The following is a 25888-nucleotide window of genomic DNA, read 5'->3' as shown; positions in this document are numbered from 1 at the left end:
CTTACTTACGCAGTTCTACGCGACGGTTCTGAGCCCAGGACTGCTCGTCGTTGCCGGTAGCAACTGGACGCTCTTCGCCGTAGGAAACCAGTTCCAGCTGAGCAGGGGAAACGCCCTGCAGAACCAGGTAGCGCTGAACGGCTTTCGCACGACGCTCACCCAGAGCCATGTTGTACTCGCGGGTGCCGCGCTCGTCGGTGTTACCTTCCAGAACAACACGGTTGCCGTTGGCTTTCAGGTCCTTGGCGTGAACGTCCAGAGCGCGCATGGCTTCTGGCTTCAGGTCCGAGCTGTCGTATTCGAAGTAGAAGGTGGTGATTGCGCGCAGGGCGGCTTCTTCGCTCAGGGAGCCGTCAACAGCGCCAGTGTTGGCACCGTAGCCAGCGTTAGGATCTACAGCAGCGCCTTCGCCTGCGTTATCACCGCCCTTCGAGGAGCAACCTACAGCTACGGCCATGGCCAGGGCCAGCGCAGCAAATTTACCAAACTTCAGCATTTCCATCGTGAAACTCCTAATGAAACCCCAGTGTGTTAAGCAAAATGTATTACGCCGCAATCAGTTCAGGTAAGGGGACCAGGACGGTTCTCTGACTTCGCCTTGAGCGGTAGGAAGTGGGAGCCTCACGCGGCCATTAAGCGACACGAGCATCAAGACTCCCCGGCCCTGCTGGCGGGTGGCGTAGATTAGCATGGTGCCGTTTGGCGCAACAGTGGGAGACTCATCAAGACTTGTTTCAGACAGAATCTTTACACTTCCGCGCTGCAAGTCCTGTGCCGCCACTTTGAAGTTGGTAAAGCCCTGTTGGCGATGGATCATTACCAGGGTCTTTTCGTCCGCCGAAAGTTTCGGGTTGGCGTTGTAGTTACCCACGAACGTTACGCGCTCGGCACCACCACCACTGACCGACTGTTTATAGATCTGCGGTTTGCCGCCACGGTCGGAAGTGAAGTAAAGGGTGTTGCCATCTTTACCCCAGAACGGCTCGGTATTGATACCCGGGCCTGCAGTAACACGGCTGATCTGGCGCGAGGCCACATTCATCACGTAGATGTCCGGGTTGCCGTCCTTGGACAGCACGAACGCCAGGCGCGAACCGTCTGGCGACCAGGCTGGCGCACCGTTCAGGCCTTCGAAGTTGGTCACCTGCTCGCGGCGGCCAGTATCGATGTTCTGCACGAAGATACGTGGGCGCTTCTGCTCGAACGAAACGTAGGCGATCCGTTTGCCATCTGGCGCAAAGCGCGGCGACAGGATCGGCTCACGCGATTGCAGCAGGGTCACCGCACGCGCACCGTCGTAGTCCGAACGCTGGAGGGTGTAGCGGGTGTTGTTGGTGGAAAAACGCTCAGCCGTCACGTACAGCATGCGCGTAGAGAACGCGCCCTTGATGCCGGTCAGCTTCTCGAACGACTGGTCGGCAATGTAGTGCGCCATGTCGCGCAGCTGGTCGGTGCTGCCCGCCACGCTGCCGGTCAGCACTTGCTGCTCGGTGGCGACGTTGAACAGCGCGTACTGCACCTGCAGGCGACCGCCCGACGGCACGATGCTGCCGACCATCACGTATTGTGCACCCAGCGCTTTCCAGTCACGGAAGATCACTTCGCTGGCCTGCGACGGCTGGCTGATCATGTTCTGCCGCGGAATTGGCGAGTAGTAGCCAGAGTTGCGCAGGTCATTGCCGATGATGTCGGCGATGTCTTCGGGCAGCACGCTGCCGCCCTGCAGACCGAACGGCACTACCGCGATGGGCGTGGCCCGATCACTGCCGCTGGTAACCAGGATGTTCTTTTCTTCTGCCACCGCCATGCCTGCCACGCAGCAGAGCATGACCAGCAGTCCTCTCAGACGTTTAATCACAACGCTAGATCCTCAGGTGTAAATGTCATCTTGAACGAACGATATTGGTTGAAATCGCTCGGCTTCATACCCTGCATCTCGGTCAAACGACCAATGTTCTTCACCGCAGCCACCGCCGAACTGTCATACGGGCCGTCACCACTGGAACGGGCCACGCTGACACTGGTGATGGTACCGTCCGGCAACATGTTGATCTGCAGGACCACCGTCATGCCCTTGCGCGCGGAAGGCGGACGTGCCCAGCCCTCGGCCGCGCGCATACGGATCAGGTCGTCGAAGTCGCCGGCCACCTGGTCACCCTGCTCGTCGGCCAGCGCTTGCTGCCGCTCGGTGGTATCGGACAACAGCTCGGCCAGTGCCTGGGCTTTCTTGTCTTCTGCCGCCTTGCGGGCCGCTTCCTGTGCCTTCTTCTTCTGGGCATCTGCAGCGGCCTTTTTCTTGGCCTCTTCAGCTGCCTTCTTCTTCGCGTCCTCGGCCGCCGCTTTCTTCTTGGCGTCCTCGGCTGCTTTCTTCTTGGCCTCTTCGGCTGCCTTTTTCTTGGCTTCCTCGGCGGCTTGCTTCTTCGCCTCTTCAGCGGCCTCTTTCTTGGCCTCTTCTTCGGCTTTTTTCTTGGCTTCGTCCTCAGCCTTTTTCTTGGCGATGTCGGCCTGCTGTTTCTCGGCGGCTTTCTTCGCCTCGTCGGCTTTCTTGGCTTCGGCGGCTTTCTTGGCCTCGGCAGCCTTGGCAGCTTCGGCGGCCTTGGCAGCATCCTCGGCTTTTTTCGCCTCGGCGGCTTCGCGGGCCTCTTCGGCCTTTTGAGCGGCGTCAGCTTTCTTTTGTTCCGCGGCCTTCACGGCCTCCTGCTCGACCTTCTTCTGTTCCAGCTGCTCGACTTCGGTCTGGCGCGAAGCGGTTTTCTTCGCCTCCCCGGCAATCTTCTGATTGGTCTGGGTGGTTGCCTGGCTCTTGGACTTGAGCTGGTACAGGGTAGCCTGAACGATCGGCTTGGAAGGCGGCAGCTCAGGCGTCATGGCAAAACTGACGAACAGCAGGGCAAACACCAGCACATGCAGGCCGATGGCCCAGACACTGGGCCAGAAGTAGCTTTCCGAGGCGGATGGCTCTCGCTGTTGCATCAGGGCGCCTCGGTAATCAGGCCAACGTTACCGACACCGGCCTTCTGCAACCCGCCCATGGCACCCATGACCGCGCCATAGTCGACAGCCTTGTCGCCACGAATGAACACCTGGGTCTGCTTGCCCTGGTCACGGCCGGCAGCAATGATCTTGGTAACGGCGTCGGTCATGGCCGGCAAGGTCATGGCCTTGTCCATCTGCTTGTCGGTATCGACTTCACTGCCGAGGTTCCAGTAATAGGTTTTATCGGCCTTGATGGAGATGGTGAGGATCTGGACGTTGTTGTCCTGCGGCAAGGCTTCGCTGGAAACCTTGGGCAGGTCGACCTTCACGCCCTGATTGAGCATGGGCGCCGTCACCATGAAGATGACCAGCAGCACCAGCATCACGTCGATGTAGGGCACCACGTTCATCTCGGCGACGGGCTTGCGTTTGTGGCGAACTCGGGCCATGGGCTTCTACCTGATTACTCTTCGCTGGTGTGCACTTTGCGGTGCAGGATCGCCTGGAACTCGTCGGCGAAGGTGTAGTAACGGCCGATCAGTACTTCACTGCGCGCGGCGAAACGGTTGTAGGCAATGACAGCCGGGATTGCCGCGAACAGGCCGATGGCGGTAGCGATCAGTGCTTCGGCGATGCCCGGAGCAACGGTGGCCAGGGTGGCCTGCTGGGCGCTGGCCAGGCCGCGGAAGGAGTTCATGATGCCCCATACGGTGCCGAACAGGCCGATGTACGGGCTGGTCGAACCAACGGTGGCCAGGAACGGCAAGCTCTGCTCGAGTTTTTCTTCCTCGCGCGAGATGGCCACACGCATGGCACGGCCAACACCTTCCATGACAGCGTCCGGATCAACACCCGGCTGCTGGCGCAGGCGCGAGAACTCCTTGAAACCGGCACGGAACACCTGCTCCACGCCGGAGTCCGGGTCAGGGTTGCTGCCTGCCTGGCGGTACAGCTTGGACAGGTCGATGCCTGACCAGAAACGCTCTTCGAAGGCATCCAGCGCACGACGACCGGCGCGCAGCATGGTGCTGCGCTGGAAGATCATGATCCATGAGGTGACCGAGGCGGCCACCAGGGTCAGCATTACCAGCTGTACCACCACGCTGGCATTGCTGACCAGACTCCACATGGAGGTATGGTCGACGACGTTAGCTTCCACGCTTATTCTCCTGCATTCGATTGATTACCCGAGCCGTCCGCCGCAAAGGCGTCGCGCAGCTGGGGGGGTAGGGCTCGGGGTTTGAAAGTGTCGGCGCGCACGGCAGCCACCAGGAACTGCCCTTCGCAAAGCAGCGTTTCATCCTTTTCCCGCCAGACCTGCTGTACGAAACGCAAGCTGGCGCGATTGAGTTCAAGTACTTGCGCGGTCACCCGCAATTCGTCATCCAGCCGCGCCGGCGCGTGATAGCGCGCTTCGCTGGAATGGACCACGAACAGCAGGTTGTCTTCAGCCAGCTGCGACTGGGAAAAGCCCAGGTGCCGCAGGCGTTCGGTGCGCGCGCGCTCCATGAATTTCAGGTAGTTGACGTAATACACCACGCCGCCCGCATCGGTATCTTCGTAATAGACGCGACACCGGTGTGCGAACGGTTCGAGCTGATTTTGCGCGCGCATACTCTAGTGCTTACTCCTCAGCTTGCCAATCCGCTGTGGCAACTGTTTTTTCTTCATTAATGTCTTATTGCCAGCGCACCCAGGGCATGCCAGCGGTAGGACCACGAAAAGTCGCTTTTGATCTGTCATTCATCGCCTGGCTCGGAAAAATCGCCCCCCTCCCCCAAGCGCCCGGGAATATTCAGCCCAAAGTGCAGGTAGGCATGCCGGGTGACCACGCGGCCGCGTGGCGTGCGCATGATGTAGCCCTGCTGAATCAGGTACGGCTCAAGCACATCTTCGATGGTATGACGCTCTTCGCTGATGGCTGCAGCCAGGTTGTCCACGCCCACCGGGCCGCCGTCGAACTTCTCGATCATGGTCAGCAGCAGGCGACGGTCCGAATGGTCGAAACCACGCTCGTCGACATCCAGCAGGTTCAGCGCCATGTCAGCCACGGCCTTGGTGATCTGGCCCTTGCCGCGTACCTCGGCATAGTCACGCACGCGGCGCAGCAGGCGGTTGGCGATGCGCGGCGTGCCACGGGCACGGCGGGCGATCTCGTAGGCCCCCTGGTCTTCGATGGCCAGGCCAAGGATGTTGGCCGAGCGGCTGACAATGGTGCTCAGATCCTTGTCGTTGTAGAACTCCAGGCGCTGGACGATACCGAAGCGGTCACGCAGCGGGTTGGTCAGCATGCCGGCACGGGTAGTAGCCCCCACCAGGGTGAAGGGTGGCAGATCGAGCTTGATAGAACGGGCTGCCGGGCCTTCGCCGATCATGATGTCGAGCTGGAAGTCCTCCATGGCCGGGTAAAGCACTTCTTCGACCACAGGCGACAGCCGGTGGATTTCGTCGATGAACAGCACGTCGTGCGGCTCGAGGTTGGTCAGCATGGCTGCCAGGTCACCGGGGCGCTCGAGAATCGGCCCCGAAGTGCTCTTCACCGACACGCCCATTTCATGGGCGATGATGTTGGCCAGGGTGGTCTTGCCCAGGCCGGGCGGGCCGAAGATCAGCGTGTGGTCAAGCGACTCGCCGCGGCCGCGGGCGGCCTGGATGAACAGCGCCATCTGCTCGCGCACCACCGGCTGGCCAATGTACTCGTCCAGGCTCAGCGGACGAATCGCACGGTCCTGGACTTCTTCGCGGTCGCGGCCACTGGCGGCGATCAGGCGGTCGGCTTCGATCACTTGGAAATCATCCCTTTCAGGCTGCGGCGGATCAGCTCTTCACTGCTCAGGCCGGCCTTGTCCTTGATCGCGGCAATTGCCTTGCTGGCTTCCTGCGGCTTGTAGCCCAGCGAGACCAAGGCACTGACTGCATCGGCCTCGGCACTGGACTCGCTGGCAACCGGTAAAGGCCCATCGGACACCAGGGTGAACATGGCCGGCGAGGTTTCCCAGGCCTTGAAACGGTCCTTGAGCTCGACCAGCAAGCGCTCGGCGGTTTTCTTGCCGACGCCCGGCACGCGCACCAGGGCTGAGGTGTCCTGGGCCTGCACGCAGCGCACCAGTTCATCCACTTCCAACCCGGACATCAGCGCCAGGGCCAGCTTAGGCCCTACGCCGTTCAGACGGATCAGCTCGCGGAACAACTCGCGCTCACGTTTTTCGGCAAAGCCGTAGAGCAAGTGGGCATCTTCGCGCACGACCAGGTGGGTATGCACCGTGACGGTTTCACCCACTTTGGGCAGACGGTACAGCGTGGTCATGGGAACTTCCAGTTCGTAACCCACGCCGTTGACGTCGATAATCAGGTGAGGCGGTTGTTTTTCCGCCAGGGTGCCGCGCAAACGTCCAATCACGTTCCGATCCTTCCTCTCGGGGAGCCGGTCAAAGACCGCTCAACCCTATCAGCAAATGCAGCGGGTGAATGCATCACCCGAACAAAATGTGTATCAGCGCATGAAGCGCTTACAGACGCAAGCGCCCGCCGCGTCGCCGCGCTGTGCTCAAGCCATGCGGCACCAGGCTGGAGCGGGTGTGGGCGTGGCACAGGGCGATGGCCAGGGCATCGGAAGCGTCGATCTGCGGTTTTTGCGTCAATTTCAGCAGGTGCATGACCATCATCATCACCTGCTCCTTGTTGGCCCCACCCGTGCCGGCCACGGCCTGCTTGACCTGGGTGGCGCTGTACTCGGCGATCTCCAGGCCAGCCTCGGCGGCGGCGACGATAGCCGCGCCACGTGCCTGGCCAAGCTTGAGCGCCGAATCGGCGTTGCGGGCCATGAACACCCGTTCGATGCCCATGGTCACCGGGCCGTGCTGAGCAATGATTTCACTGACACCACGAAAAACAATCTGCAGCCGCTCGTGCAGCTCACCGCTGCCGGTGCGGATGCAGCCCGACGCCACGTACTCGCAACCACGGGCGGTCTGGCGTACCACGCCATAGCCGGTGATGCGCGAGCCGGGGTCGATACCTAGAATCAGAGTCATAAAGCCCGTCGAAAAAATGATGCATCTCTACAAACTGCGCCGGCCCTTTCGCGGGTAAACCCGCTCCTACAGGTACTGCACCACATTTGAAATGGGCGTAATACCTGTAGGAGCGGGTTTACCCGCGAAAGGGCCGGCACAGGCGCTATCAAACGCTCAGAGTTGGCACAAAATGCCAAATCACCTTAGCCGAGGTTTTCCATGATCTCATCGGAAATCTGGGCGTTGGAGTAAACGTTCTGCACGTCATCCAGGTCTTCGAGCATGTCGATCAGCTTGAGCACCTTTTCGGCACCGTCCTGGTCGAGTTCGGCGCTGGTGGTCGGCTGCATGACGATTTCCGCGTCAGCGGCCTTGAAGCCAGCCTCTTCCAAGGCATTACGCACGGCATAGAAGCTGTTGAACGAGGTGAACACGTCGAAGGAGCCGTCGTCGTTGGCAACCACGTCGTCGGCATCGGCTTCCATTGCCGCTTCCATCAACGCGTCCTCTTCCACGCCCGGAGCAAAGCTGATCTGGCCTTTGCGTTCGAACAGGTAGGCCACAGAACCGTCAGTACCCAGGTTGCCGCCACACTTGGTGAAGGCATGGCGCACGGCCGCGGCGGTACGGTTGCGGTTGTCGGTCATGGCTTCGACCATGATCGCCACGCCACCCGGGCCGTAACCTTCGTAGCTAAGCTCTTCGACATTGTCGCTTTCATTGGTGCCAGCACCACGGGCCACGGCACGATCGATGATGTCGCGGCTCATGTTGGCGCCCAACGCCTTGTCCAGCGCCAGGCGAAGGCGCGGGTTGGATGCCGGATCAGGGCCACCCTGCTTGGCAGCGACCGTCAGTTCGCGGATCCACTTGGTGAAGACCTTGCCCCTCTTGGCATCCTGGCGCTCTTTGCGGTGCTTGATGTTCGCCCACTTGGAATGACCAGCCATAACGACTCCGAATCCTTTGAATCACAAACAGCCCCGCCCCATGACGGGGCGGGACGGGAAAATACCTGCGTCGAAACGCAAAGGCGCATCCATGTGGATGCGCCCGGGGACTGCTTACTCGACCTTGGTCTGTTCGCGCAGTCGGATGTGCAGCTCGCGCAGGGCCTTGGCGTCGACCATGCCAGGGGCCTGGGTCATGACGCATGCGGCGCTCTGGGTTTTCGGGAACGCGATCACTTCACGGATCGACTGAGCGCCGGTCATCAGCATGACCAGACGGTCCAGACCGAACGCCAGGCCACCGTGAGGCGGTGCCCCGAACTTCAGAGCGTCGAGCAGGAAGCCAAACTTCTCTTCCTGTTCTTCTGCCTCGATACCCAACAGACGGAATACCGCCTGTTGCATCTCTTTACGGTGGATACGGATCGAACCGCCACCCAGCTCGGTACCGTTAAGCACCATGTCGTAGGCACGGGACAGGGCAGTGGCCGGGTTGGCCTCGAGCTCCTCCGGGGTGCACTTCGGCGCGGTGAACGGGTGGTGCAATGCAGTGAAGCTGCCGTCTTCGTTCTCTTCGAACATTGGGAAGTCGACGACCCACATCGGCGCCCACTCGCAGGTCAGCAGCTCGAAGTCGTGACCCAGACGAATACGCAGCGCACCCAGGGCTTCGCTGACCACCTTGAACTTGTCGGCACCGAAGAACACGATGTCACCGTCTACGGCGCCAACGCGATCGAGGATGTTGTTGAGGTTGGCCTCAGGGATGTTCTTGACGATCGGCGACTGCAGGCCTTCGACGCCCTTGGCGCGCTCGTTGACCTTGATGTAGGCCAGCCCCTTGGCACCGTAGATACCGACGAACTTGGTGTACTCGTCGATTTTGCTGCGCGGCATGCTGGCACCACCTGGCAGACGCAGGGCGGTAACGCGGCACTTCGGATCGTTGGCCGGGCCGGCGAACACCTTGAAGTCGACATCCTTCAGCTGGTCGGCAACGTCAACCAGCTCCAGCGGAATACGCAGGTCTGGCTTGTCGGAGCCGTAGCGGCGCATGGCCTCTTCGAAGGTCATGTGCGGGAATTCGCCGAATTCCAGGTCGAGCACTTCCTTGAACAGCTTGCGGATCATGCTTTCGGTCAGGCCCATGATCTCGCTTTCATCGAGGAAACTGGTCTCGATGTCGATCTGGGTGAATTCCGGCTGACGGTCGGCACGCAGGTCTTCGTCACGGAAGCACTTGGCGATCTGGTAGTAACGGTCGAAGCCAGCGACCATCAGCAGCTGCTTGAACAGCTGTGGCGATTGCGGCAGGGCGAAGAAGCTACCGGCGTGGGTACGGCTTGGCACCAGGTAGTCGCGCGCGCCTTCCGGGGTGGCGCGGGTGAGGATCGGGGTTTCGACGTCGAGGAAGCCGTTGTCATCCATGAAGCGACGGATGCTGCTGGTGATGCGCGAACGCAGGCGCAGCTTTTCAGCCATTTCCGGGCGACGCAGGTCGATGAAGCGGTAACGCAGGCGGGTTTCCTCACCGACGTCGGAGTACTCGTTCAGCGGGAACGGCGGGGTTTCCGCCTCGTTGAGCACGGTCAGCTGGTAGCCGAGGATCTCGATGGCACCGGAGGCCATGTTGGCATTCACTGCACCTTCAGGACGCTTGCGGACCTTGCCGGTGATCTGCACGACGTATTCGCTGCGCACACGGTCGGCAGCAGCGAAGGTTTCGGCGCGATCCGGGTCGAACACGACCTGGGCCATGCCTTCGCGGTCACGGATGTCGAGGAAGATCACCCCGCCGTGGTCGCGGCGACGATGGACCCAGCCGCAAAGGGTGACTTCCTGGCCGTCCAGGCTCTCGTTCAGTTGGCCGCAATAATGGCTGCGCATCATGATGGTGGTTTCGCTTCTCGTGATTCGTGTATTCGGTGGAGGCCTTGGCCGCCCGGAGGGCTAATACTGCAAGACCCGGTCACAGCATTCAACTCAGTCGGCCTTGTCGCCGCCTGCCAGATTCTTTTTCGCCCCGGTCTTGAAGTCGGTTTCGTACCAACCGTTACCGCTCAGGCGAAAGCCTGGCACCGACAGCAGCTTTTTCAGTGCCGGCGCCTGACAGGCCGGGCAATCGGTCAGCGGCGCGGCGCTGATCTTCTGCAGCACTTCCATGCGGTGCTCGCAGGACGCACATTGATAGTCATAAAGGGGCATGGGTGTCTCTCGTCAACCATAACGCTGGCTGCCGGGGGGCAGCAAAAAGCGGGATTATATATGGTTAGCAAGCACTGCGCAGCCCGCCTGGCGATCAGCGCACACTTGGCGGGTCCTGCAGCCACGCCACGCAGATTACCCGGATCAGCCCGCTGAAGTTGCGCACTCCGCCCTGGCGCAGGTGCACCTCACGGTCCACGTAGGACAACACGGCACTGACCGAACAACGGTTGGCGGCGGCGATGCGCTCAAGGATACCCCAGTAGACAGCCTCCAGGCGCAGACAGGTAGAAAAGCCGTTGAGCCGCACGGAACGTGACACCGGCTGCGTCTGCAACATGTCGAAGTCCGCCTTGAACGGGTCGATGCACTGTTTTCCTGGCCAGCTGCCCTGGCCAGCCATACGTTTGCTCGCTTGCATCATGCGCCACACTTCCTCGTCACAGGTACCAGGTGGCCTATGAAGCGCTGACGGGCGAGCTTAAAGCAGCGGCAAAATGTTCCTTCGCAAATACCGGATTGCCAGGCGGAGCCTGTGGGAGCGGCCTTGCGTCGCGATAGGGCCGCGCAGCGGCCCCAGGATCTCGGCATCATGCATAGATTGCTGGGGCCGCTTTGCGGCCCTATCGCGACACAAGGCCGCTCCCACAGGGGTTACTCAGGCCTCGTGGCAGAGGTGCCCGTCGACCAAGGTGTAACGCACTGCACCTGGCAGGCGGCTGCCGATGAATGGTTGGGCACCGGCTGCGCCGGTGTTCGCGGGCGTGCCCGCTCCCACAGCGGTTGCGCAAGCTTTCCGCCTTGAGCAACGGTTACTTGCCGTCGAGCAGTACCCGCAGCATCCAGGCGGTTTTCTCGTGTACCTGCATGCGCTGTGTCAGCAGGTCGGCGGTCGGCTCGTCACTGACCTTGTCCACCACAGGGAAAATGCTGCGCGCAGTGCGTACCACGGCCTCCTGCCCCTGAACCAACTGGCGGATCATCTCGTCTGCCGGGGGGACGCCTTCCTCCTCCTTGATCGACGAGTGCCGTGCATAAAATGCATACGAACCCGGTGCCGGGAAGCCCAAGGCACGGATGCGCTCGGCGATCGAATCGACTGCCAGCGCCAGTTCGTTGTACTGCTCTTCGAACATCAGGTGCAGGGTGCGGAACGACGGGCCGGTGACGTTCCAGTGAAAGTTATGGGTTTTCAGATACAGCACGTAGGTATCCGACAACAGGCGGGACAGCCCATCGACGATGGACTTGCGATCTTCTTCACTGATACCGATATCGATTGCCATGAAGCTCCCCTTTCCATAAGGCTTGAGACTCAAGCGGGCGCCGACCACTGTAGCAACACTTGTCGCATCCCGCATGTGACATGGCGCAATACATCGCCACTGGGCGGCCCGCGGTTTGAGTAGGCTGCGGCTTTACTGTTAAATAGGCACCGTGCCACCCGTGCGGACTGTCATTGCCGGGTGCATAGGCTGGCCCGCCACGTGTTCGCGCTCTATACCTCATGCGCACCGTGCTGCCAGCTCTTCCTGTGATCGGCCTTATCAACAGTGAGCCAACCCCATGTTCAAGATCGTCCATCTGGTGACGGGCGTCGCAGCTTTGCTGCTATCGCTCATACCCAGCCTTAAAACCGATGCGACACCCTTCCTGCAACAACCCGACGCGGTCTACCTGGCCCTGCTCGGCCTGCTCAATCTGGTGCTGGCCCCGGTCGTGCCGCTGTATCATCGCGGCGCGCGGCAACAACTGCAGCACCTGGCCTGCGCCCTGCTGGTGGTCGCCGTCGTGCTGCAGACCCTGACGCTACTGGCCCGCCCGGAAATGGGCAACCTGGCAGCCCTGGTGTGTGCGGCGCTGGCCGTGGCCCTGCATCTGGCCGTGGGCTTTGCCCGCAGCCCGCGCAAGGCACGCGGCAGTCAACACGTGGCACAAGATGCCGGCAACCGTGATACCGGCACCGTCAAATGGTTCAACACATCGAAAGGCTTTGGTTTTATCTCCCGAGACTCGGGTGATGACATTTTCGTGCACTTTCGGGCCATCCGCGGCGAGGGCCACCGCATTCTGGTCGAAGGCCAGCGCGTGGAGTTTTCGGTGATGCACCGCGACAAGGGCCTGCAGGCCGAAGACGTGGTTGCAGTAACCCGCCGCTGACCAACGGCTGACCGGCCGACGCTATCGACGGCAAGCCAACGCCCACAAGGGCCGTGCTGCACCTGAAGGCAGCATCATACCTGTGGGGGCTGGCTTGCCGGCGATAGCAGCCGGGAACAACTCAATAATGAGGAGGCGGGGCCTCTTCCCCTTCGCTGCCATACTGGCCAACCATCTCTTCATGGCGCCTGATCAGCTCGGCCATCTGCAATTGCAGCCGCTCGATCACACGCGCTTGCTCCACCACCACGTCATTCAGCGCCTGGATAGCGTCATCCTGAAACGCCTGACGGGTTTCCAGTTCGACCATCCGCATTTCCAGTGTCATCTCAGGCCTCTTGGTAACCAGCAAGTTGTAGCCCACGCAGGCGCTGGCGAACGGCTTGCAGTTGATCATCGGTGTAGCCCACAGGCGCACACTTGCCCCATACCGGTGCCGGCCACGCGGCGTCGTCGCGCTGGCGCACGATCACATGCATGTGCAACTGGCTGACCACGTTGCCCAAGGTAGCCACGTTCATCTTGTCGGCCCCATAGCTGGCCTTCAGCGCTTCTGCCAACAAGGTGGTTTCCTGCCACAACTGCTGTTGCTCTGCCGCATCCAGCTCGAACAGCTCACTGACACCAGCGCGCTTGGGCACCAGAATGAACCATGGGTAATTGGCATCCTTGCTCAGCAGCAACTGGCACAGCGAAAACTCTCCCAACACCAGCGAATCCTGCTGCAAACGCGAATCGAGGACGAACACGGCATATCTCCTTCAGGCAATACCATCCCGCTTCAGGCGGAAAACAGGCCAGCAAGGATACCTTGCACACTCCCGGTAACACAGCGCTACTTTTCGCACCAAAATGAGGCCACCTGCCCGCCCCTCCCACACTGACCACCCCACAAACGACGCTGGATGAACAAGTTGCGGTAACACTTTGACTCTAAAGGCAACTTTTTAATTTCTAATGATTCTCGATCGCACAAATCACACAAGCAGCCTTCGCCCCGCGTTTACGGGACTTCCCGACCCTCGGTAGCAGGTTTTGTGAAAATTTCATGAACTGTTGCGAATTTTGAGCACGCTTGTTGCATTCCCTTCACGCCAAGTCGGCACGACATCTGCAGTGGCAGCTGTACGCGACAAATAACAATAGCGACATGGGTGACCAGGGAGTTTCCTCAACCGGAATCGGCAATTACCGATTCATTACGGTGACAGGAACAGCGCTGAGGTTATACGGCCCCTGCACCGGGGCGTGATTTGCGACATGGAAATACTTAAAAGCGACACGGTGAAAAAGTTCCGCAAAGAGTGCTTATAGCCATATCGCCAACAACAGTCTGCGTGCTATACATTTTCGCCGACATAACAAGAAAGAGCTGCCCCATATAACTAAAAGACTTGGACGCAGCGGTACTCTTCCTAAAAACCAAAGGAGCAAATCACGATGCGCGTGATGAAGTGGAGCATGATCGCCCTGGCCGTTTCGGCAGGGACCTCGCAGTTGGCAATGGCCTCGGCACAGGACGAGTCCAAAGGTTTCATCGAAGACAGCAAGCTGAGCGTCAAGACCCGCATGCTGTATTTCAGCCGTGACTTCCGCAACAACGAAGGCGGTCAGAGCCGTCGCGAAGAAACCGGCCTGGGCTTCGTCGGCACCTTCGAGTCCGGCTTCACCCAAGGCACCGTGGGTGTAGGTGTCGACGCCATCGGCATGCTCGGCCTGAAACTGGACAGCGGCAAGGGCCGTGCCGGTACCGGCCTGTTCCCGACCGGTTCCGACGGCCGTTCGCAGGATGACTACTCCAAGGGCGGCGGCGCGGTCAAATTCCGCATCTCCGACACCGTGCTGAAAGTGGGTGACCAGTTCACCGCGCTGCCGGTCTTCGCCACCGATGACAGCCGCCTGCTGCCAGAAATCGCCCAGGGCACCCTGATCACCAGCAACGAGATCGAAGGGCTGACCCTGCACGCTGGTCACTTCACCAGCCTGACTGCCCAGGAACAAACCAACCGCGACAGCTTCGGCCTGAAGGAAGCCAACGTGGTCGGCGGCACCTACGCCTTCACCGACAACCTCAGCACCAGCCTGTACTACTCGAAGGTTGAAGACTACTGGCGCAAATACTACGCCAACGTCAACTGGGCGCTGCCAATCTCCGACAATCAAGGCCTGGTGTTCGACTTCAACATCTATGACACCAAGAGCGAAGGCTCTGCCGAGTACCGCGCATTCGATGGCGAGAAGCTGGACAACCGCGCGTTCAGCCTGTCCGGCGCCTACAACATCGGCGCTCACACCTTCACCCTGGCCTACCAGAAAGTCACCGGTGACGGCGACTATGGTTATGGTATCGACGGTGGCGGCACCATCTTCCTGGCCAACTCCGTGGCCCGCTCCGACTTCAACGCCGAAGACGAGAAATCCTGGCAGGCTCGCTACGACCTGAACTTTGCCGAATACGGCATTCCAGGCCTGACCTTCATGACCCGTTATGTACGCGGTTCCGACGCCAACGTCGCCGGCACCACCAACGGCAAAGAATGGGAACGCGACGTCGACATCAAGTACGTGCTGCAGGAAGGCCCGGCGAAAGACCTGAGCTTCCGCGTGCGTCAAGCCACCTACCGTTCTTCCGATGGTGTCTACTACGATTCCCCATCGATCGACGAACTGCGCCTGATCGTGGAGTACCCGCTGAGCATCCTGTAAGCCTGGCTTGCAGTGCCCCGCACCTGAAAAAGCCCGGCAATCACGCCGGGCTTTTTCTTGGCTGACAAGTGTCACGCCCTGGGGCATCCTGTACGCCTTCGTTTCCCCCCCGTACAATGCGGGGCTATTTCAACGTCTTAGGCAATCGACACGGCTAACCATGCGCACCAGTCAATATTTGCTCGCCACCCAGAAAGAAACCCCTGCCGACGCAGTGGTCATCAGCCATCAGCTCATGCTGCGTGCCGGCATGATCCGCAAACTGGCCTCCGGCCTGTACACCTGGCTGCCGATGGGCTTGCGGGTAATGCGCAAGGTCGAAGCCGTGGTGCGTGAGGAAATGAACGCCGCCGGCGCCCTGGAGGTGCTGATGCCGAGCATCCAGCCCGCCGAGCTGTGGCAGGAATCCGGTCGCTGGGAGCAATACGGCCCTGAGCTGCTGCGCCTGAAAGACCGCCACCAGCGTGACTTCTGCGTCGGCCCTACCCACGAAGAAGTGATCACCGACCTGGCCCGTAACGAGCTGTCCAGCTATAAACAGCTGCCGCTCAACCTGTACCAGATCCAGACCAAGTTCCGTGACGAAATCCGCCCGCGCTTCGGCCTGATGCGTGGCCGCGAGTTCATCATGAAGGACGCCTACTCGTTCCATGCCGACCAGGCTTCCCTGCAGGAAACCTACGACCGCATGCACCAGGCGTACAGCAATGTGTTCACCCGCCTGGGCCTGGACTTCCGCCCTGTGCAGGCCGACACCGGCTCGATCGGTGGCAGCTACTCGCACGAGTTCCACGTGCTGGCCGAGTCCGGCGAAGACGACGTGATCTTCAGCGACAGCTCCGACTACGCCGCCAACATCGAGAAAGCCGAGGCTATCCCGCGTGAAACCGTGCGCCCTGCCCCTACCGAGGAGCTACGCCTGGTCGACACCCCGAACGCCAAGACCATCGCCCAGTTGGTGGAAAACCACGGCCTGCCGATCGAAAAGACCGTCAAGACCCTGATCGTACGCGGTGCCGAAGAGGGCAAGCTGATTGCCCTGATCGTCCGTGGCGACCACGAACTGAACGAAATCAAGGCCACCAAGCTGGAACAGGTTGCCGACCCGCTGGTCATGGCCACCGAAGCCGAACTGCGCGACGCCATTGGCGCCGGCGCCGGCTCGCTCGGCCCGCTCAACCTGCCACTGGAAATCATCATCGACCGCTCGGTTGCCCTGATGAGCGACTTCGGCATTGGCGCCAACATCGACGACAAGCACTACTTCGGCGTCAACTGGGAACGCGACCTGCCGGTGCCACAGGTTGCCGACCTGCGTAACGTGGTCGAAGGCGACCCAAGCCCGGACGGCCAGGGCACCCTGGTGATCAAGCGCGGCATCGAAGTGGGCCACATCTTCCAGCTGGGTACCAAGTACAGCGAGGCATTGAAATGCCAGGTACTGGGCGAGAACGGTAAGCCGGTGGTTCTGTCGATGGGCTGCTACGGCATCGGCGTTTCCCGCGTGGTCGCCGCGGCCATCGAGCAGAGCTATGACGACAAGGGCATCATCTGGAACGACGCCCTGGCCCCGTTCCAGATCGCTCTGGTGCCGCTGCGCTATGAAACCGAGGTGGTCCGTGAGGCAACCGACAAGCTGTACGCCGAACTGACTGCTGCCGGCTTCGAAGTGCTGCTGGACGACCGCGACAAGAAGACCAGCCCAGGCATCAAGTTTGCCGACATGGAGCTGATTGGCATCCCACACCGCATCGTCGTCAGCGATCGCGGCCTGGCCGAAGGCAACCTGGAGTACAAGCACCGCACCGAGCAGGACGCCCAGGCGTTGCCGCTCAATGAAGTGCTGACCTTCCTGCAGGCCCGCGTTCGCCGCTGATAACCAATGCACGAGTGATCATGTACAAGCGAAGTACCTTTACCCTTGGGGGCGCCGCACTGTGCGGCGCCCTGCTCGTCAGCGGCTGCGCCAACCAGATGTCCCAGCGCAGCGACCATGAGGAGCGCGTCGAGCGCAAACTGCTCGAGCACACCCTGCAGATCGATGTCGGCGAGCCGAAGGTGATGGAGCTTCCGCAGCGACGTGTGCGCGTGCATGAGCAAAAGCGCTTCGAAGTGACCGAATTCGAAGTGACCCGTCGCTATGACCGCTACACGCCTTACCAACCCTGGCGGGAGATCTACGAGATCCCGCTGGGTGCAGTGGCCGTGGTGGCGGGTGTCGGCGCCAATGTGGTCAACGTCTTCGCCTTGGGCAACCTGCCGCAAAGTATCACCCACGACTGGCTCAGCTATGGCGTGGATGGGCTCAATCCGTTCATGAACGTGCCATCCAACGGCCGCGCCCAGCAGAACCTGGCCGGGATCAGCGAAGTGCAGAAAGGCCAGCGAGAGGAATCCACCAGCCTGCCCTGGAGCGAGCGCCTGGTCGAGGTCAAGGCCGGCAAGATGACCCACGAGCTGACCACGGACCGCAACGGCGTGCTGCGCCTGAACCTGCTCGACAGCCCGTTCTCCGAGCAAAACCTCAACCACGTCGGCACCCTGCACCTGCAAGTACTTGACGAGGACAATGCGGTACGAGGCGATGCCAGCCTGTTGGTCAGCGCTACCCTGCGCAATAAGCTGCTCGAAGCCCATGAGCTGATCTTCGATGACCTCGAAGATGATGATGTCGGCCAGTGGGTGCACCGGGTCAAGCGCCTGTCCGAACTGGGCCTTGAAGAGGAAGCCAGTGAAATGGAACAGAGCCTGATCGAGCTGACCCGCAACGATCCGGAGCTGCAACAGGAGTTCCTGCAGTCGCTGACCAAGGCCACTGGCCGGTTGGTGGCGGATCCAGGCGTGCATTAATAGAAGGGGCTGCATTGCAGCCCCTTTCATTTAGGCGGGAACAGCTCCAGCTGTTCATGTGCGCCCCGCAAGTCACGCAACCTCACCCCTACCCCTAGCAAGCGTACCGGCTTGCCGCCACGGGCGAACGCCTGCCCCAGCAATTGCCGATAACTCTCCAGGTCCCGGCCGGCCCCGGCTTGCTCCATGGTGGTCTGGCTGAAGTCATGGAACTTGACCTTGACGAACGGCTTGTCTGGCCGGTAACTGCTGTCCATTCGAGCGATGCGTTCGTTCAGGCTAGCCAGCAGATCTGGCAGCCGCGCCAAGCAACTGGCCAGGTCTGGCAGGTCGGTGTCGTAGGTATTTTCCACACTCACCGACTGGCGTCGGCTGTCGTTATGCACTGCACGCTCATCGATCCCCCGCGCCAACCCCCACAACCGCTCGCCAAAACTGCCGAACTCGCGCACCAATGCCAGCCGCGACCAATCACGCAACTGCAGGCAGGTTTCGATGCCCAGCCGCGTCAGTTTGTCGGCCGTCACCTTACCCACCCCATGCAACCTGGCCACCGGCAAGGCTGCAACGAACGTTTCCACTTCATTTGGGGTAATCACGAACAGCCCGTTGGGTTTGCGCCAGTCACTGGCGATCTTGGCCAGAAACTTGTTAGGCGCCACGCCAGCCGACACGGTGATATGCAGGGTGCGGGCAACACGCCGGCGTATATCCTCGGCAATGCGCGTTGCGCTGCCCGAATACCACTGGCTGTCGCTGACATCCAGATAGGCTTCGTCCAGGGACAAAGGCTCGATGAGCTCTGTGTAGTCGCGAAAGATCGTGTGGATTTCCCGCGAGGCCTCACGGTAGGCCTCGAAGCGCGGCTTGACGATCAACAGATCGGGGCAGAGCTTCAGCGCATGCCGCGATGACATGGCCGAGCGCACGCCATAGGCACGCGCTTCATAGTTGCAGGTGGCGATTACCCCGCGATGGTCGGGCGAGCCCCCCACCGCCATGGGGCGACCGGCCAGGCGCGGGTCATCACGCATCTCGATCGCAGCGTAGAAACAATCGCAGTCGACGTGGATGATCTTGCGCAAGGACATGGACGACCGTCAGCACTGTAAATTCATACAGATAGTATCGCATGCGCCCTCCTCTGAAACAGCTCACCTGCTTTGCTACACGATAATCGGCCTGAAAGCCCCGCCGTGACTGAGCTGTACACGGATATGAAGCGCTAAGGGTTTGAACAAAAAAGGTTTTTCCAAAACAATTGCTTGACATCGGAGCGTAAATCCGTAGAATTCGATCTCACAGGCGCGGGATGGAGCAGCCTGGTAGCTCGTCGGGCTCATAACCCGAAGGTCGTCGGTTCAAATCCGGCTCCCGCAACCAGATTCGAGAAAAGGCCACTGTTAACGCAGTGGCCTTTTTCTTTGCCCGTTAAAAAGCTTTTCCGAAAAAGCCTCGAAAAATCAAAGCCTAGCGCTTGACATATAAACTACACGCTGTAGAATCCGCCCCACTGACGCGGGATGGAGCAGCCTGGTAGCTCGTCGGGCTCATAACCCGAAGGTCGTCGGTTCAAATCCGGCTCCCGCAACCAGATTCAAGAAAAGGCCACTGTTAACACAGTGGCCTTTTTCTTTGCCTGCTGATAAGCATTTGCGAAAAAACGTCGAAAAATCAAAGCCTAGCGCTTGACATACAAACCACACGCTGTAGAATCCGCCCCACTGACGCGGGATGGAGCAGCCTGGTAGCTCGTCGGGCTCATAACCCGAAGGTCGTCGGTTCAAATCCGGCTCCCGCAACCATATTCGTCAGAACAAACCCCGCCTGTGTAAAAGCAGCGCGGGGTTTGTTGCTTTATACCTCCCTGACTTTCGTCGCCTCGATTTTCCCTCCCCTCATGCCAACCCGCAGGCTTGAGATGTCGTGCCCAGGATGAACTATCTTTAACCCTGCCAAGCCGCTGCAAACGCCTGAGGCCGGAGTAACATTGGATACGTTTTCCTAAGGGACTTTCACTTGGCCGCACCTTTCCTTCACCTCGCGCTGCATGCCCGGGGCAACTCATGACTTCGCACAATCCCGAACCTCCGGTGCCACTCGCTACGGCGCTACCCGGTGCTGTGCAGCGCCTGCCCCTACTCGAACGCCTGAGTCGCTACCGCCAGCCCATAGGCCTGATGGTGACCCTGTTACTGTTCACGATGGCCTTGATTGCCTGCCGCCACCTGCTGAGCGAGCTGGACATCTATGCCTTGCACGATGCCATGCTCAGCGTGCCCACCCAGTCATTGCTGGGCGCCTTGCTGGCAACGGTGATCGGCTTTGTGATCCTGCTGGGCTACGAGTGGTCGGCCAGCCGCTATGCGGGCGTGAAACTGCCAGCACGCAGCCTGGCACTGGGCGGCTTCAGCGCCTTTGCCATCGGCAACGCCATCGGCCTGTCGATGCTCTCTGGCGGCTCGGTTCGCTATCGCCTGTACGCACGGCAAGGGCTTGGTGCTGGCGAAGTCGCACGCATGACCGTGTTTGCCAGCCTGTCACTGGGCTGCGCGCTGCCGCCCCTGGCCGCCTTGGCGACATTGAGCAACCTGCCGGCGGCCTCGACAGCGCTCGGGTTGGCGCCCGGCCTGCTGGCAGCTGTTGCCAGCGCCGTGCTGGTGGTGTCTGCCTTACTGGTAATTGGCTTGTACCGCCGACGCCTGGCCGAGCAACCGGCGGCCAATAACCTGCTCGTTCAACTGGGGCGGCGCACACTTCGCCTGCCGGATGCACGCCTGGCGGCCCTGCAATTGCTGATAACCGCGCTGGATGTGGCGGCGGCGGCCACCGTGCTCTACCTGTTGCTGCCCGAAGCCCCTCCTTTCGGCGCGTTCGTGCTGGTGTACCTGCTGGCCTTGGCCGCGGGCGTGCTCAGCCACGTACCGGGCGGCGTCGGGGTGTTCGAAGCGATCCTGCTGGCGGCCTTTGCCGACCAGCTCGGTGCCGCACCGCTGGCGGCTGCCTTGCTGCTGTACCGGCTGATCTATGTGGTGCTGCCACTGCTGCTGGCCTGCGTGTTGCTGCTGGCCAATGAAGCCCGACGCCTGCTGTTTGCGCAACAGGCCATCAAGGCCGCTTCAGGTCTGGCCGCACCGATCCTGTCGATTCTGGTGTTCCTGTCCGGCGTGGTGCTGCTTTTTTCCGGTGCCACGCCCGAGATAGATACGCGCCTGGAGCATATGGGTTTCCTGGTGCCACACCGGCTGATCGACGCCTCTCATTTCGGCGCCAGCCTGATCGGTGTGCTATGCCTGCTGCTGGCCCAAGGCCTACGCCGGCGCCTGTCCGCCGCCTGGCTACTGACCACCGTGCTGTTGCTGGTCGGCGCCCTGCTGTCGCTGTTGAAGGGCTTTGACTGGGAAGAGGCTTGCCTGCTGACCTTTACCGCCGCCCTGCTCGCACTGTTCCGCCGCTCGTTCTATCGCCCCAGCCGACTGCTGGAGCTGCCCTTCTCACCGGTTTTCCTGGTGGCCAGCGCCTGTACGGTGGGCGCATCAGTGTGGCTTCTGCTGTTCGCCTACCAGGATGTGCCTTACAGCCATCAGCTGTGGTGGCAGTTCACCCTCGATGCCGACGCGCCACGCGGCCTGCGCGCCGCCATGGGCAGTGCCTTGCTGCTGGCTGCCGTGGCACTGACGTGGCTGCTGCGCACAGCGCCGCCCGTGATCCACCTGCCCGATGAAGAAGAGCTGCAACGCGCCAACCGCATCCTGCAGGCCTCCGACCAACCCGACGGCGGCTTGGCGCTGACTGGCGACAAGGCGTTGCTGTTCCACCCGCGTGGTAACGCGTTCCTCATGTACGCCCGGCGCGGCCGCAGCCTGGTGGCGCTGTACGACCCGATAGGCCCGGCCCAGGAACGCGCCGAGATGATCTGGCAGTTCCGCGACCTGTGCGACCTGCACCACGCACGCCCCGTGTTCTACCAGGTACGTGCGGAGAACCTGCCGTTCTACATGGACATCGGCCTGACCGCATTGAAGCTCGGTGAAGAAGCCCGGGTCGACTTGCGCCGCTTTGACCTTGAAGCCAAAGGCAAGGAGATGAAAGACCTGCGCTACACCTGGAACCGCGGCGGACGCGATGGCCTGAGCCTGGAGATCCATGAGCCCGGCCACGCCCCGTTGACTGAGCTGAAGGAAATTTCCGACGCCTGGCTCGGCGGTAAAAACGTGCGCGAGAAAGGCTTCTCGCTGGGGCGCTTCAGCCCAGACTACCTGCAACACTTCCGCATAGCCCTGATTCGCTTCCAGGGCCGCCCGGTAGCCTTCGCCAACTTGCTGGAAACCCATGGAAACGAGCTGGCCAGCCTCGACCTGATGCGTGCGCACCCCGAAGCGCCAAAGCTGACCATGGAGTTCATGATGATCGGCTTGATCCTGCACTACAAAAGCCATGACTACGGGCGTTTCAGCCTGGGCATGGTACCGCTGTCCGGCCTGCAACCCAGGCGCGGCGCCCCCTTGACCCAGCGCTTGGGTTCGCTGGTGTTCCGCCGTGGTGAACAGCTTTACAACTTCCAGGGGCTTCGACGCTTCAAGGACAAGTTCCAGCCGGACTGGGAACCCCGCTACATGGCCGTGCCAGCCGGGCTTGACCCGCTGGTGGCACTGGCCGACACCGCCGCCCTGATTGCAGGCGGCCTGACTGGATTGGTGAAACGCTGATGACCCGACGCTTTTGGTTGTACCTGCTGGTTCCCCTGCTGCTGGCCGCCCTGGGTGGTGCGCTGGCCTTCTGGCTGTGGACGCGCCCGGCCCCCGAGGCGCGCCTGGAGCAAATGAGCATCAATGACACCAGCATCACCCGTGTTACCCCTGGCGTGCACCCCAAGGCCCGGGTGGCCATCGGCGTGCCACAAGACCAGGCACTGACGGGCAAGCAACTGCTCGACCTGAGCCAGGCCGGTGAAGCCCAGCTGGTACAGGTGATTCTGCCGCCTGGCGACTGCAGCAAGCAGCAACAGGCCATGGACCAGGCGCTGACCCAACTGCAGGAAAAACCGACCTTGGTCGCCGGCATCGGCCCCGGTGCCACCCAGGCCTGGCGCTGGCTGGCCAGCCAGAACGATGACAAGGCGCGGGCCATTTCCGTGGGCTTCACCCTCGAACAGCCTGACTGCCAGGCACCGCTGCCCAAATCGGCTGCCCATGGCCACTGGAACGTCGCCTGGAACGACAACCCGGATGACGCCAGCGCCGCCTTCGTGCGCGACCAGGCCAACGCCGAAACCAGCATCAGCGACTACGACATCCACTTGCCACAAGTGCTCAAGGCGCAACTGACCCAAGCCCTGGTCGGCCGCGACGGTAACGCACTGGCCATCCCGGTGGTCGAAGTGCCGGCCGGGCAAACCACAGACACGGTTACCTTGTTCCTCTCTGGTGATGGCGGCTGGCGCGACCTGGACCGCGACGTGGCCGGGGAAATGGCCAAGCTGGGTTACCCGGTGGTGGGCATCGACACGCTGCGCTACTACTGGCAGCACAAGACCCCGGAACAAAGCGCCGCCGACCTTTCCGAGCTGATGCATCACTACCGGCAGAAGTGGGGTACCAAGCGCTTCGTATTGACCGGCTATTCGTTCGGCGCCGACGTGCTGCCGGCAATCTACAACCGCCTGCCCGTCGAGGACCAGCAGCGTATCGACGCGGTGGTGCTGCTAGCCTTTGCGCGCAGTGGCAGCTTCGAGATCGAGGTCGAGGGTTGGCTGGGCAAGGAAGGCCAGGAAGCGCCAACCGGGCCGGAAATGGCCAAGCTGCCAGCGTCCAAGGTCGTGTGCGTATATGGCGTCGAGGAAACCGACGAGAGCGGTTGCACGGAAAAGACGGCAGTGGGTGAGCGCCTGAAACTGCCTGGTGGTCACCACTTCGACGAGAACTACCCGGCACTCGCCAAGCGCTTGATTGGCGAGATCGAGACGCGCCAGGGCAAGACCAGCGTAGCTGAACAGAACTGACAAGGGTCAGGGCCGCTCTGCGGCCCTGACCCTTTCTGTGCAAACCCATTCAGATCTCGACCTGCGTCCCCAGTTCGATCACCCGGTTCAACGGCAGGTTGAAGAAGCGCAAGTTGCCGTTGGCATTTTTCAGCAGGAACGCGAACAGGTTGCCCCGCCAGCGCGACATCCCCTCCAGCCGTGACGCGATCACCGTCTCGCGGCTGAGGAAGTAGGTAGTGCGCATTGGCGTGAAGTCCAGGTCATCCAGATGACACAGCTTCAACGCGGCAGGCACGTCCGGCTCATCCATGAACCCAAAGTGCAGCAACACACGGAAGAATCCGTCGCCATAGGCTTCCACCTCGAAACGCTCATGTTCCGGTACCCGCGGCCGGTCTTCGCTGACCACAGTCAGCAGCACCACCTGGCTGTGCAACACCTGGTTGTGCAACATGTTGTGCAACAGCGCATGCGGCACGGCATCGGAGCGTGCCGTCAGAAACACTGCAGTCCCCTCGACCCGATGCGGTGGCTGAATGCGGATGCTGCTGATGAACAATGGCAATGGCAGGGCACCTTCATCGATGCGCTCGACCAGAATCTGCTTGCCGCGCTTCCAGGTGCTCATCAGCAGGTAGAGCACACCACCGGCCAACACGGGGAAGGCACCACCCTGGACGATTTTCGGCACATTGGCGGCGAAGAACAGCCCGTCGACAAACAGGAAGCCGACCAGAATCGGCACTGCAAGCAGCGGCGGCCACTTCCACAGCAGCAGCATCACCGCGGACACCAGGATGGTGGTCATCAGCATGGTACCGGTGACCGCAACCCCGTAGGCTGCCGCCAGAGCGCCCGAGGACCCGAAGCCGATGACCAGCAGCACCACACCCACCATCAGCGTCCAGTTCACTGCACCAATGTAGATCTGCCCCTGCTCGTCGCTTGAGGTGTGCTGAATCTGCATACGTGGGATGTAGCCCAGCTGAATGGCCTGACGGGTCAGGGAGAAGGCCCCGGAAATCACCGCCTGCGAAGCGATAACCGTGGCCATGGTGGCCAGCCCGACCAACGGCAGCAGCGCCCAGCCCGGCGCCAGCAGGTAGAACGGGTTGCGCGCGGCCTCCGGGTTTTGCAGCAGCAGTGCACCCTGGCCAAAATAATTGAGCACCAGCGCCGGGAGCACCAGGATGAACCAGGCCCGGGCAATCGGCTTGCGGCCAAAGTGCCCCATGTCGGCGTACAGCGCCTCGGCACCGGTCAGCGCCAGCACTACCGCACCCAGAATGGCCACGCCAATACCGGGGTGCACCACGAAGAAGTTGACTGCCCAGCCCGGGTTGAACGCCTTGAGTACTTCCGGGCTCTGCGAGATGCCATGCACACCCAGCGCGCCCAGCGCCACGAACCAGGTCACCATGATCGGACCAAACAGCTTGCCGATCTTCTCAGTGCCATGTTGCTGCACCAGGAACAGCGCCACCAGCACCACCAGCGAAATTGGCACCACCCAGTGGTCGATGCCATCGAAGGCCAGGCCCATGCCCTCCACCGCCGACAGCACCGACACCGCCGGGGTGATCATGCTGTCGCCATAGAACAGCGAAGCGCCGATCAAGCCACAGATCACCATCAGCGTGCGCAGCCGCGGGTACGCCGCCGTGGCCCGCCGCGCCAGAGCGGTCAACGCCATGGTGCCGCCCTCCCCCTGGTTATCGGCACGCAAGATGAACATCACATACTTGAATGACACCACCCACAACAACGACCAAAGGATCAGCGACAGGATCCCCAGCACGCCATCATGGTTGACCGACACCCCGTAGCCGCCGGTAAAGACTTCCTTGAGGGTATACAACGGGCTGGTGCCGATATCGCCATAAACTACCCCGACCGCCGCCACGAGCAGGCCCACCGACCGTGACGCACCCTGCTTCCCCTCGTGCCCGCCCTCAGCGTGACTGCTTGCCTGAACCATCGACCACTCCCGCAAACGGCCTTCACGGCCCTTGGTAATCAATCTGCCACCAGGCCCTGGAAGG

General features: G+C 61.3%; 24 protein-coding genes, 3 tRNA genes and 1 pseudogene. 9 read left to right on the top strand and 19 right to left on the bottom strand.

Annotation, left to right across the window (positions count from 1 at the left end):
* Window position 1: 1 nt before the first annotated feature.
* The 15 genes and pseudogenes from pal to REH59_RS06185 all read right to left on the bottom strand — a co-directional run bounded on the left by pal (window position 2) and on the right by REH59_RS06185 (window position 11433).
* Complete coding sequence (gene pal / locus REH59_RS06250; RefSeq protein ID WP_003254755.1) at window positions 2–502, bottom strand: peptidoglycan-associated lipoprotein Pal; 501 nt, start codon at window positions 500–502, stop codon at window positions 2–4.
* 54 nt (window positions 503–556) lie between these two features.
* The gene (gene tolB, locus REH59_RS06245) at window positions 557–1828 is read right to left on the bottom strand and encodes a Tol-Pal system beta propeller repeat protein TolB (RefSeq protein ID WP_012051477.1); all 1272 of its coding nucleotides are present in this window, start codon (window positions 1826–1828) and stop codon (window positions 557–559) included.
* 26 nt (window positions 1829–1854) lie between these two features.
* Complete coding sequence (gene tolA / locus REH59_RS06240) at window positions 1855–2973, bottom strand: cell envelope integrity protein TolA (protein ID WP_012051476.1); 1119 nt, start codon at window positions 2971–2973, stop codon at window positions 1855–1857.
* Window positions 2973–3425, bottom strand: a complete 453-nt coding sequence (tolR, locus tag REH59_RS06235) for a protein TolR (RefSeq protein ID WP_003254760.1) — start codon at window positions 3423–3425, stop codon at window positions 2973–2975. Before tolR ends, tolA begins: the two co-directional genes overlap by 1 nt.
* A 14-nt stretch (window positions 3426–3439) precedes the next feature.
* Window positions 3440–4135: a protein TolQ gene (tolQ, locus tag REH59_RS06230; protein WP_010952367.1), complete on the bottom strand. Its 696-nt coding sequence runs from the start codon at window positions 4133–4135 to the stop codon at window positions 3440–3442.
* Window positions 4136–4137: 2 nt separating this feature from the next.
* Entirely contained in the window at window positions 4138–4590 is a 453-nt protein-coding gene (gene ybgC / locus REH59_RS06225; protein WP_003254764.1) for a tol-pal system-associated acyl-CoA thioesterase, read from the bottom strand.
* Window positions 4591–4715: 125 nt separating this feature from the next.
* The gene (ruvB, locus tag REH59_RS06220) at window positions 4716–5762 is read right to left on the bottom strand and encodes a Holliday junction branch migration DNA helicase RuvB (RefSeq protein WP_003254766.1); all 1047 of its coding nucleotides are present in this window, start codon (window positions 5760–5762) and stop codon (window positions 4716–4718) included.
* Window positions 5759–6376, bottom strand: coding sequence for a Holliday junction branch migration protein RuvA (gene ruvA, locus REH59_RS06215; RefSeq protein WP_003254768.1), 618 nt, complete (start codon window positions 6374–6376; stop codon window positions 5759–5761). The genes ruvB and ruvA overlap by 4 nt, the downstream gene beginning before the upstream one ends.
* Window positions 6377–6485: 109 nt before the next feature.
* The gene (ruvC, locus tag REH59_RS06210) at window positions 6486–7010 is read right to left on the bottom strand and encodes a crossover junction endodeoxyribonuclease RuvC (protein WP_003254769.1); all 525 of its coding nucleotides are present in this window, start codon (window positions 7008–7010) and stop codon (window positions 6486–6488) included.
* 185 nt (window positions 7011–7195) lie between these two features.
* Window positions 7196–7942, bottom strand: a complete 747-nt coding sequence (locus REH59_RS06205) for a YebC/PmpR family DNA-binding transcriptional regulator (protein WP_003254770.1) — start codon at window positions 7940–7942, stop codon at window positions 7196–7198.
* A 114-nt stretch (window positions 7943–8056) separates the two neighbouring features.
* A complete protein-coding gene (gene aspS, locus REH59_RS06200) occupies window positions 8057–9832 on the bottom strand; it encodes an aspartate--tRNA ligase (protein ID WP_014862070.1) in 1776 nt (591 codons plus the stop codon).
* Between the two features lie 93 nt (window positions 9833–9925).
* Window positions 9926–10147, bottom strand: coding sequence for an FmdB family zinc ribbon protein (locus tag REH59_RS06195; protein ID WP_003254776.1), 222 nt, complete (start codon window positions 10145–10147; stop codon window positions 9926–9928).
* Window positions 10148–10241: 94 nt separating this feature from the next.
* A complete protein-coding gene (locus REH59_RS06190; protein WP_003254778.1) occupies window positions 10242–10571 on the bottom strand; it encodes a ribbon-helix-helix domain-containing protein in 330 nt (109 codons plus the stop codon).
* A gap of 234 nt (window positions 10572–10805) precedes the next feature.
* Window positions 10806–10910: pseudogene (locus REH59_RS28720) on the bottom strand (dihydroorotase); the annotation flags it as partial.
* Between the two features lie 49 nt (window positions 10911–10959).
* Window positions 10960–11433 carry a Dps family protein gene (locus tag REH59_RS06185; protein ID WP_003254783.1) on the bottom strand — a complete coding sequence of 158 codons (474 nt, stop codon included), beginning with the start codon at window positions 11431–11433 and terminating at the stop codon, window positions 10960–10962.
* 280 nt (window positions 11434–11713) lie between these two features.
* On the opposite strand from REH59_RS06185, the gene REH59_RS06180 reads away from it, so the two are divergent.
* On the top strand, window positions 11714–12307 hold the full coding sequence (locus REH59_RS06180; protein WP_003254784.1) for a cold-shock protein: 594 nt from the start codon (window positions 11714–11716) through the stop codon (window positions 12305–12307).
* A gap of 121 nt (window positions 12308–12428) precedes the next feature.
* On the opposite strand, the gene REH59_RS06175 is transcribed toward REH59_RS06180, so the two are convergent.
* Together REH59_RS06175 and REH59_RS06170 are read right to left on the bottom strand one after the other, a co-directional pair.
* Window positions 12429–12635 (bottom strand): SlyX family protein, encoded by a 207-nt coding sequence (locus REH59_RS06175; protein WP_003254785.1) that lies wholly within the window; start codon window positions 12633–12635, stop codon window positions 12429–12431.
* Window position 12636: 1 nt separating this feature from the next.
* Complete coding sequence (locus tag REH59_RS06170; RefSeq protein ID WP_003254786.1) at window positions 12637–13056, bottom strand: HIT family protein; 420 nt, start codon at window positions 13054–13056, stop codon at window positions 12637–12639.
* Window positions 13057–13747: 691 nt separating this feature from the next.
* On the opposite strand from REH59_RS06170, the gene REH59_RS06165 reads away from it, so the two are divergent.
* The 3 genes from REH59_RS06165 (at window position 13748) to REH59_RS06155 (ending at window position 17863) form a co-directional block, all read left to right on the top strand.
* Window positions 13748–15013, top strand: coding sequence for an OprD family porin (locus tag REH59_RS06165; RefSeq protein ID WP_012051471.1), 1266 nt, complete (start codon window positions 13748–13750; stop codon window positions 15011–15013).
* Window positions 15014–15173: 160 nt separating this feature from the next.
* Complete coding sequence (locus REH59_RS06160) at window positions 15174–16889, top strand: proline--tRNA ligase (protein ID WP_004575745.1); 1716 nt, start codon at window positions 15174–15176, stop codon at window positions 16887–16889.
* Between the two features lie 20 nt (window positions 16890–16909).
* The gene (locus tag REH59_RS06155) at window positions 16910–17863 is read left to right on the top strand and encodes a hypothetical protein (RefSeq protein WP_003254789.1); all 954 of its coding nucleotides are present in this window, start codon (window positions 16910–16912) and stop codon (window positions 17861–17863) included.
* A gap of 26 nt (window positions 17864–17889) precedes the next feature.
* On the opposite strand, the gene dinB is transcribed toward REH59_RS06155, so the two are convergent.
* Window positions 17890–18948 carry a DNA polymerase IV gene (gene dinB, locus REH59_RS06150; protein WP_167551148.1) on the bottom strand — a complete coding sequence of 353 codons (1059 nt, stop codon included), beginning with the start codon at window positions 18946–18948 and terminating at the stop codon, window positions 17890–17892.
* Window positions 18949–19169: 221 nt separating this feature from the next.
* Here dinB and REH59_RS06145 point away from each other — a divergent pair.
* The 5 genes from REH59_RS06145 (at window position 19170) to REH59_RS06125 (ending at window position 23864) form a co-directional block, all read left to right on the top strand.
* Window positions 19170–19246, top strand: a tRNA-Met gene (locus REH59_RS06145).
* 134 nt (window positions 19247–19380) lie between these two features.
* Window positions 19381–19457 (top strand) — tRNA-Met (locus REH59_RS06140).
* Window positions 19458–19591: 134 nt separating this feature from the next.
* Window positions 19592–19668, top strand: a tRNA-Met gene (locus tag REH59_RS06135).
* A gap of 261 nt (window positions 19669–19929) precedes the next feature.
* Window positions 19930–22572, top strand: a complete 2643-nt coding sequence (mprF, locus tag REH59_RS06130) for a bifunctional lysylphosphatidylglycerol flippase/synthetase MprF (RefSeq protein WP_128573779.1) — start codon at window positions 19930–19932, stop codon at window positions 22570–22572.
* On the top strand, window positions 22572–23864 hold the full coding sequence (locus REH59_RS06125; RefSeq protein WP_014861198.1) for a virulence factor family protein: 1293 nt from the start codon (window positions 22572–22574) through the stop codon (window positions 23862–23864). Before mprF ends, REH59_RS06125 begins: the two co-directional genes overlap by 1 nt.
* Window positions 23865–23913: 49 nt before the next feature.
* Here REH59_RS06125 and REH59_RS06120 read toward each other — a convergent pair whose 3' ends face one another.
* Window positions 23914–25824: a potassium transporter Kup gene (locus REH59_RS06120; protein ID WP_012051466.1), complete on the bottom strand. Its 1911-nt coding sequence runs from the start codon at window positions 25822–25824 to the stop codon at window positions 23914–23916.
* Between the last annotated feature and the right edge of the window lie 64 nt (window positions 25825–25888).

The organism is Pseudomonas sp. BO3-4 (assembly GCF_034044115.1).
Lineage (GTDB): Bacteria > Pseudomonadota > Gammaproteobacteria > Pseudomonadales > Pseudomonadaceae > Aquipseudomonas > Aquipseudomonas alloputida.
Note: the sequence above shows the minus strand (reverse complement) of the source record. Positions and strands in the feature narration are given on the sequence as shown.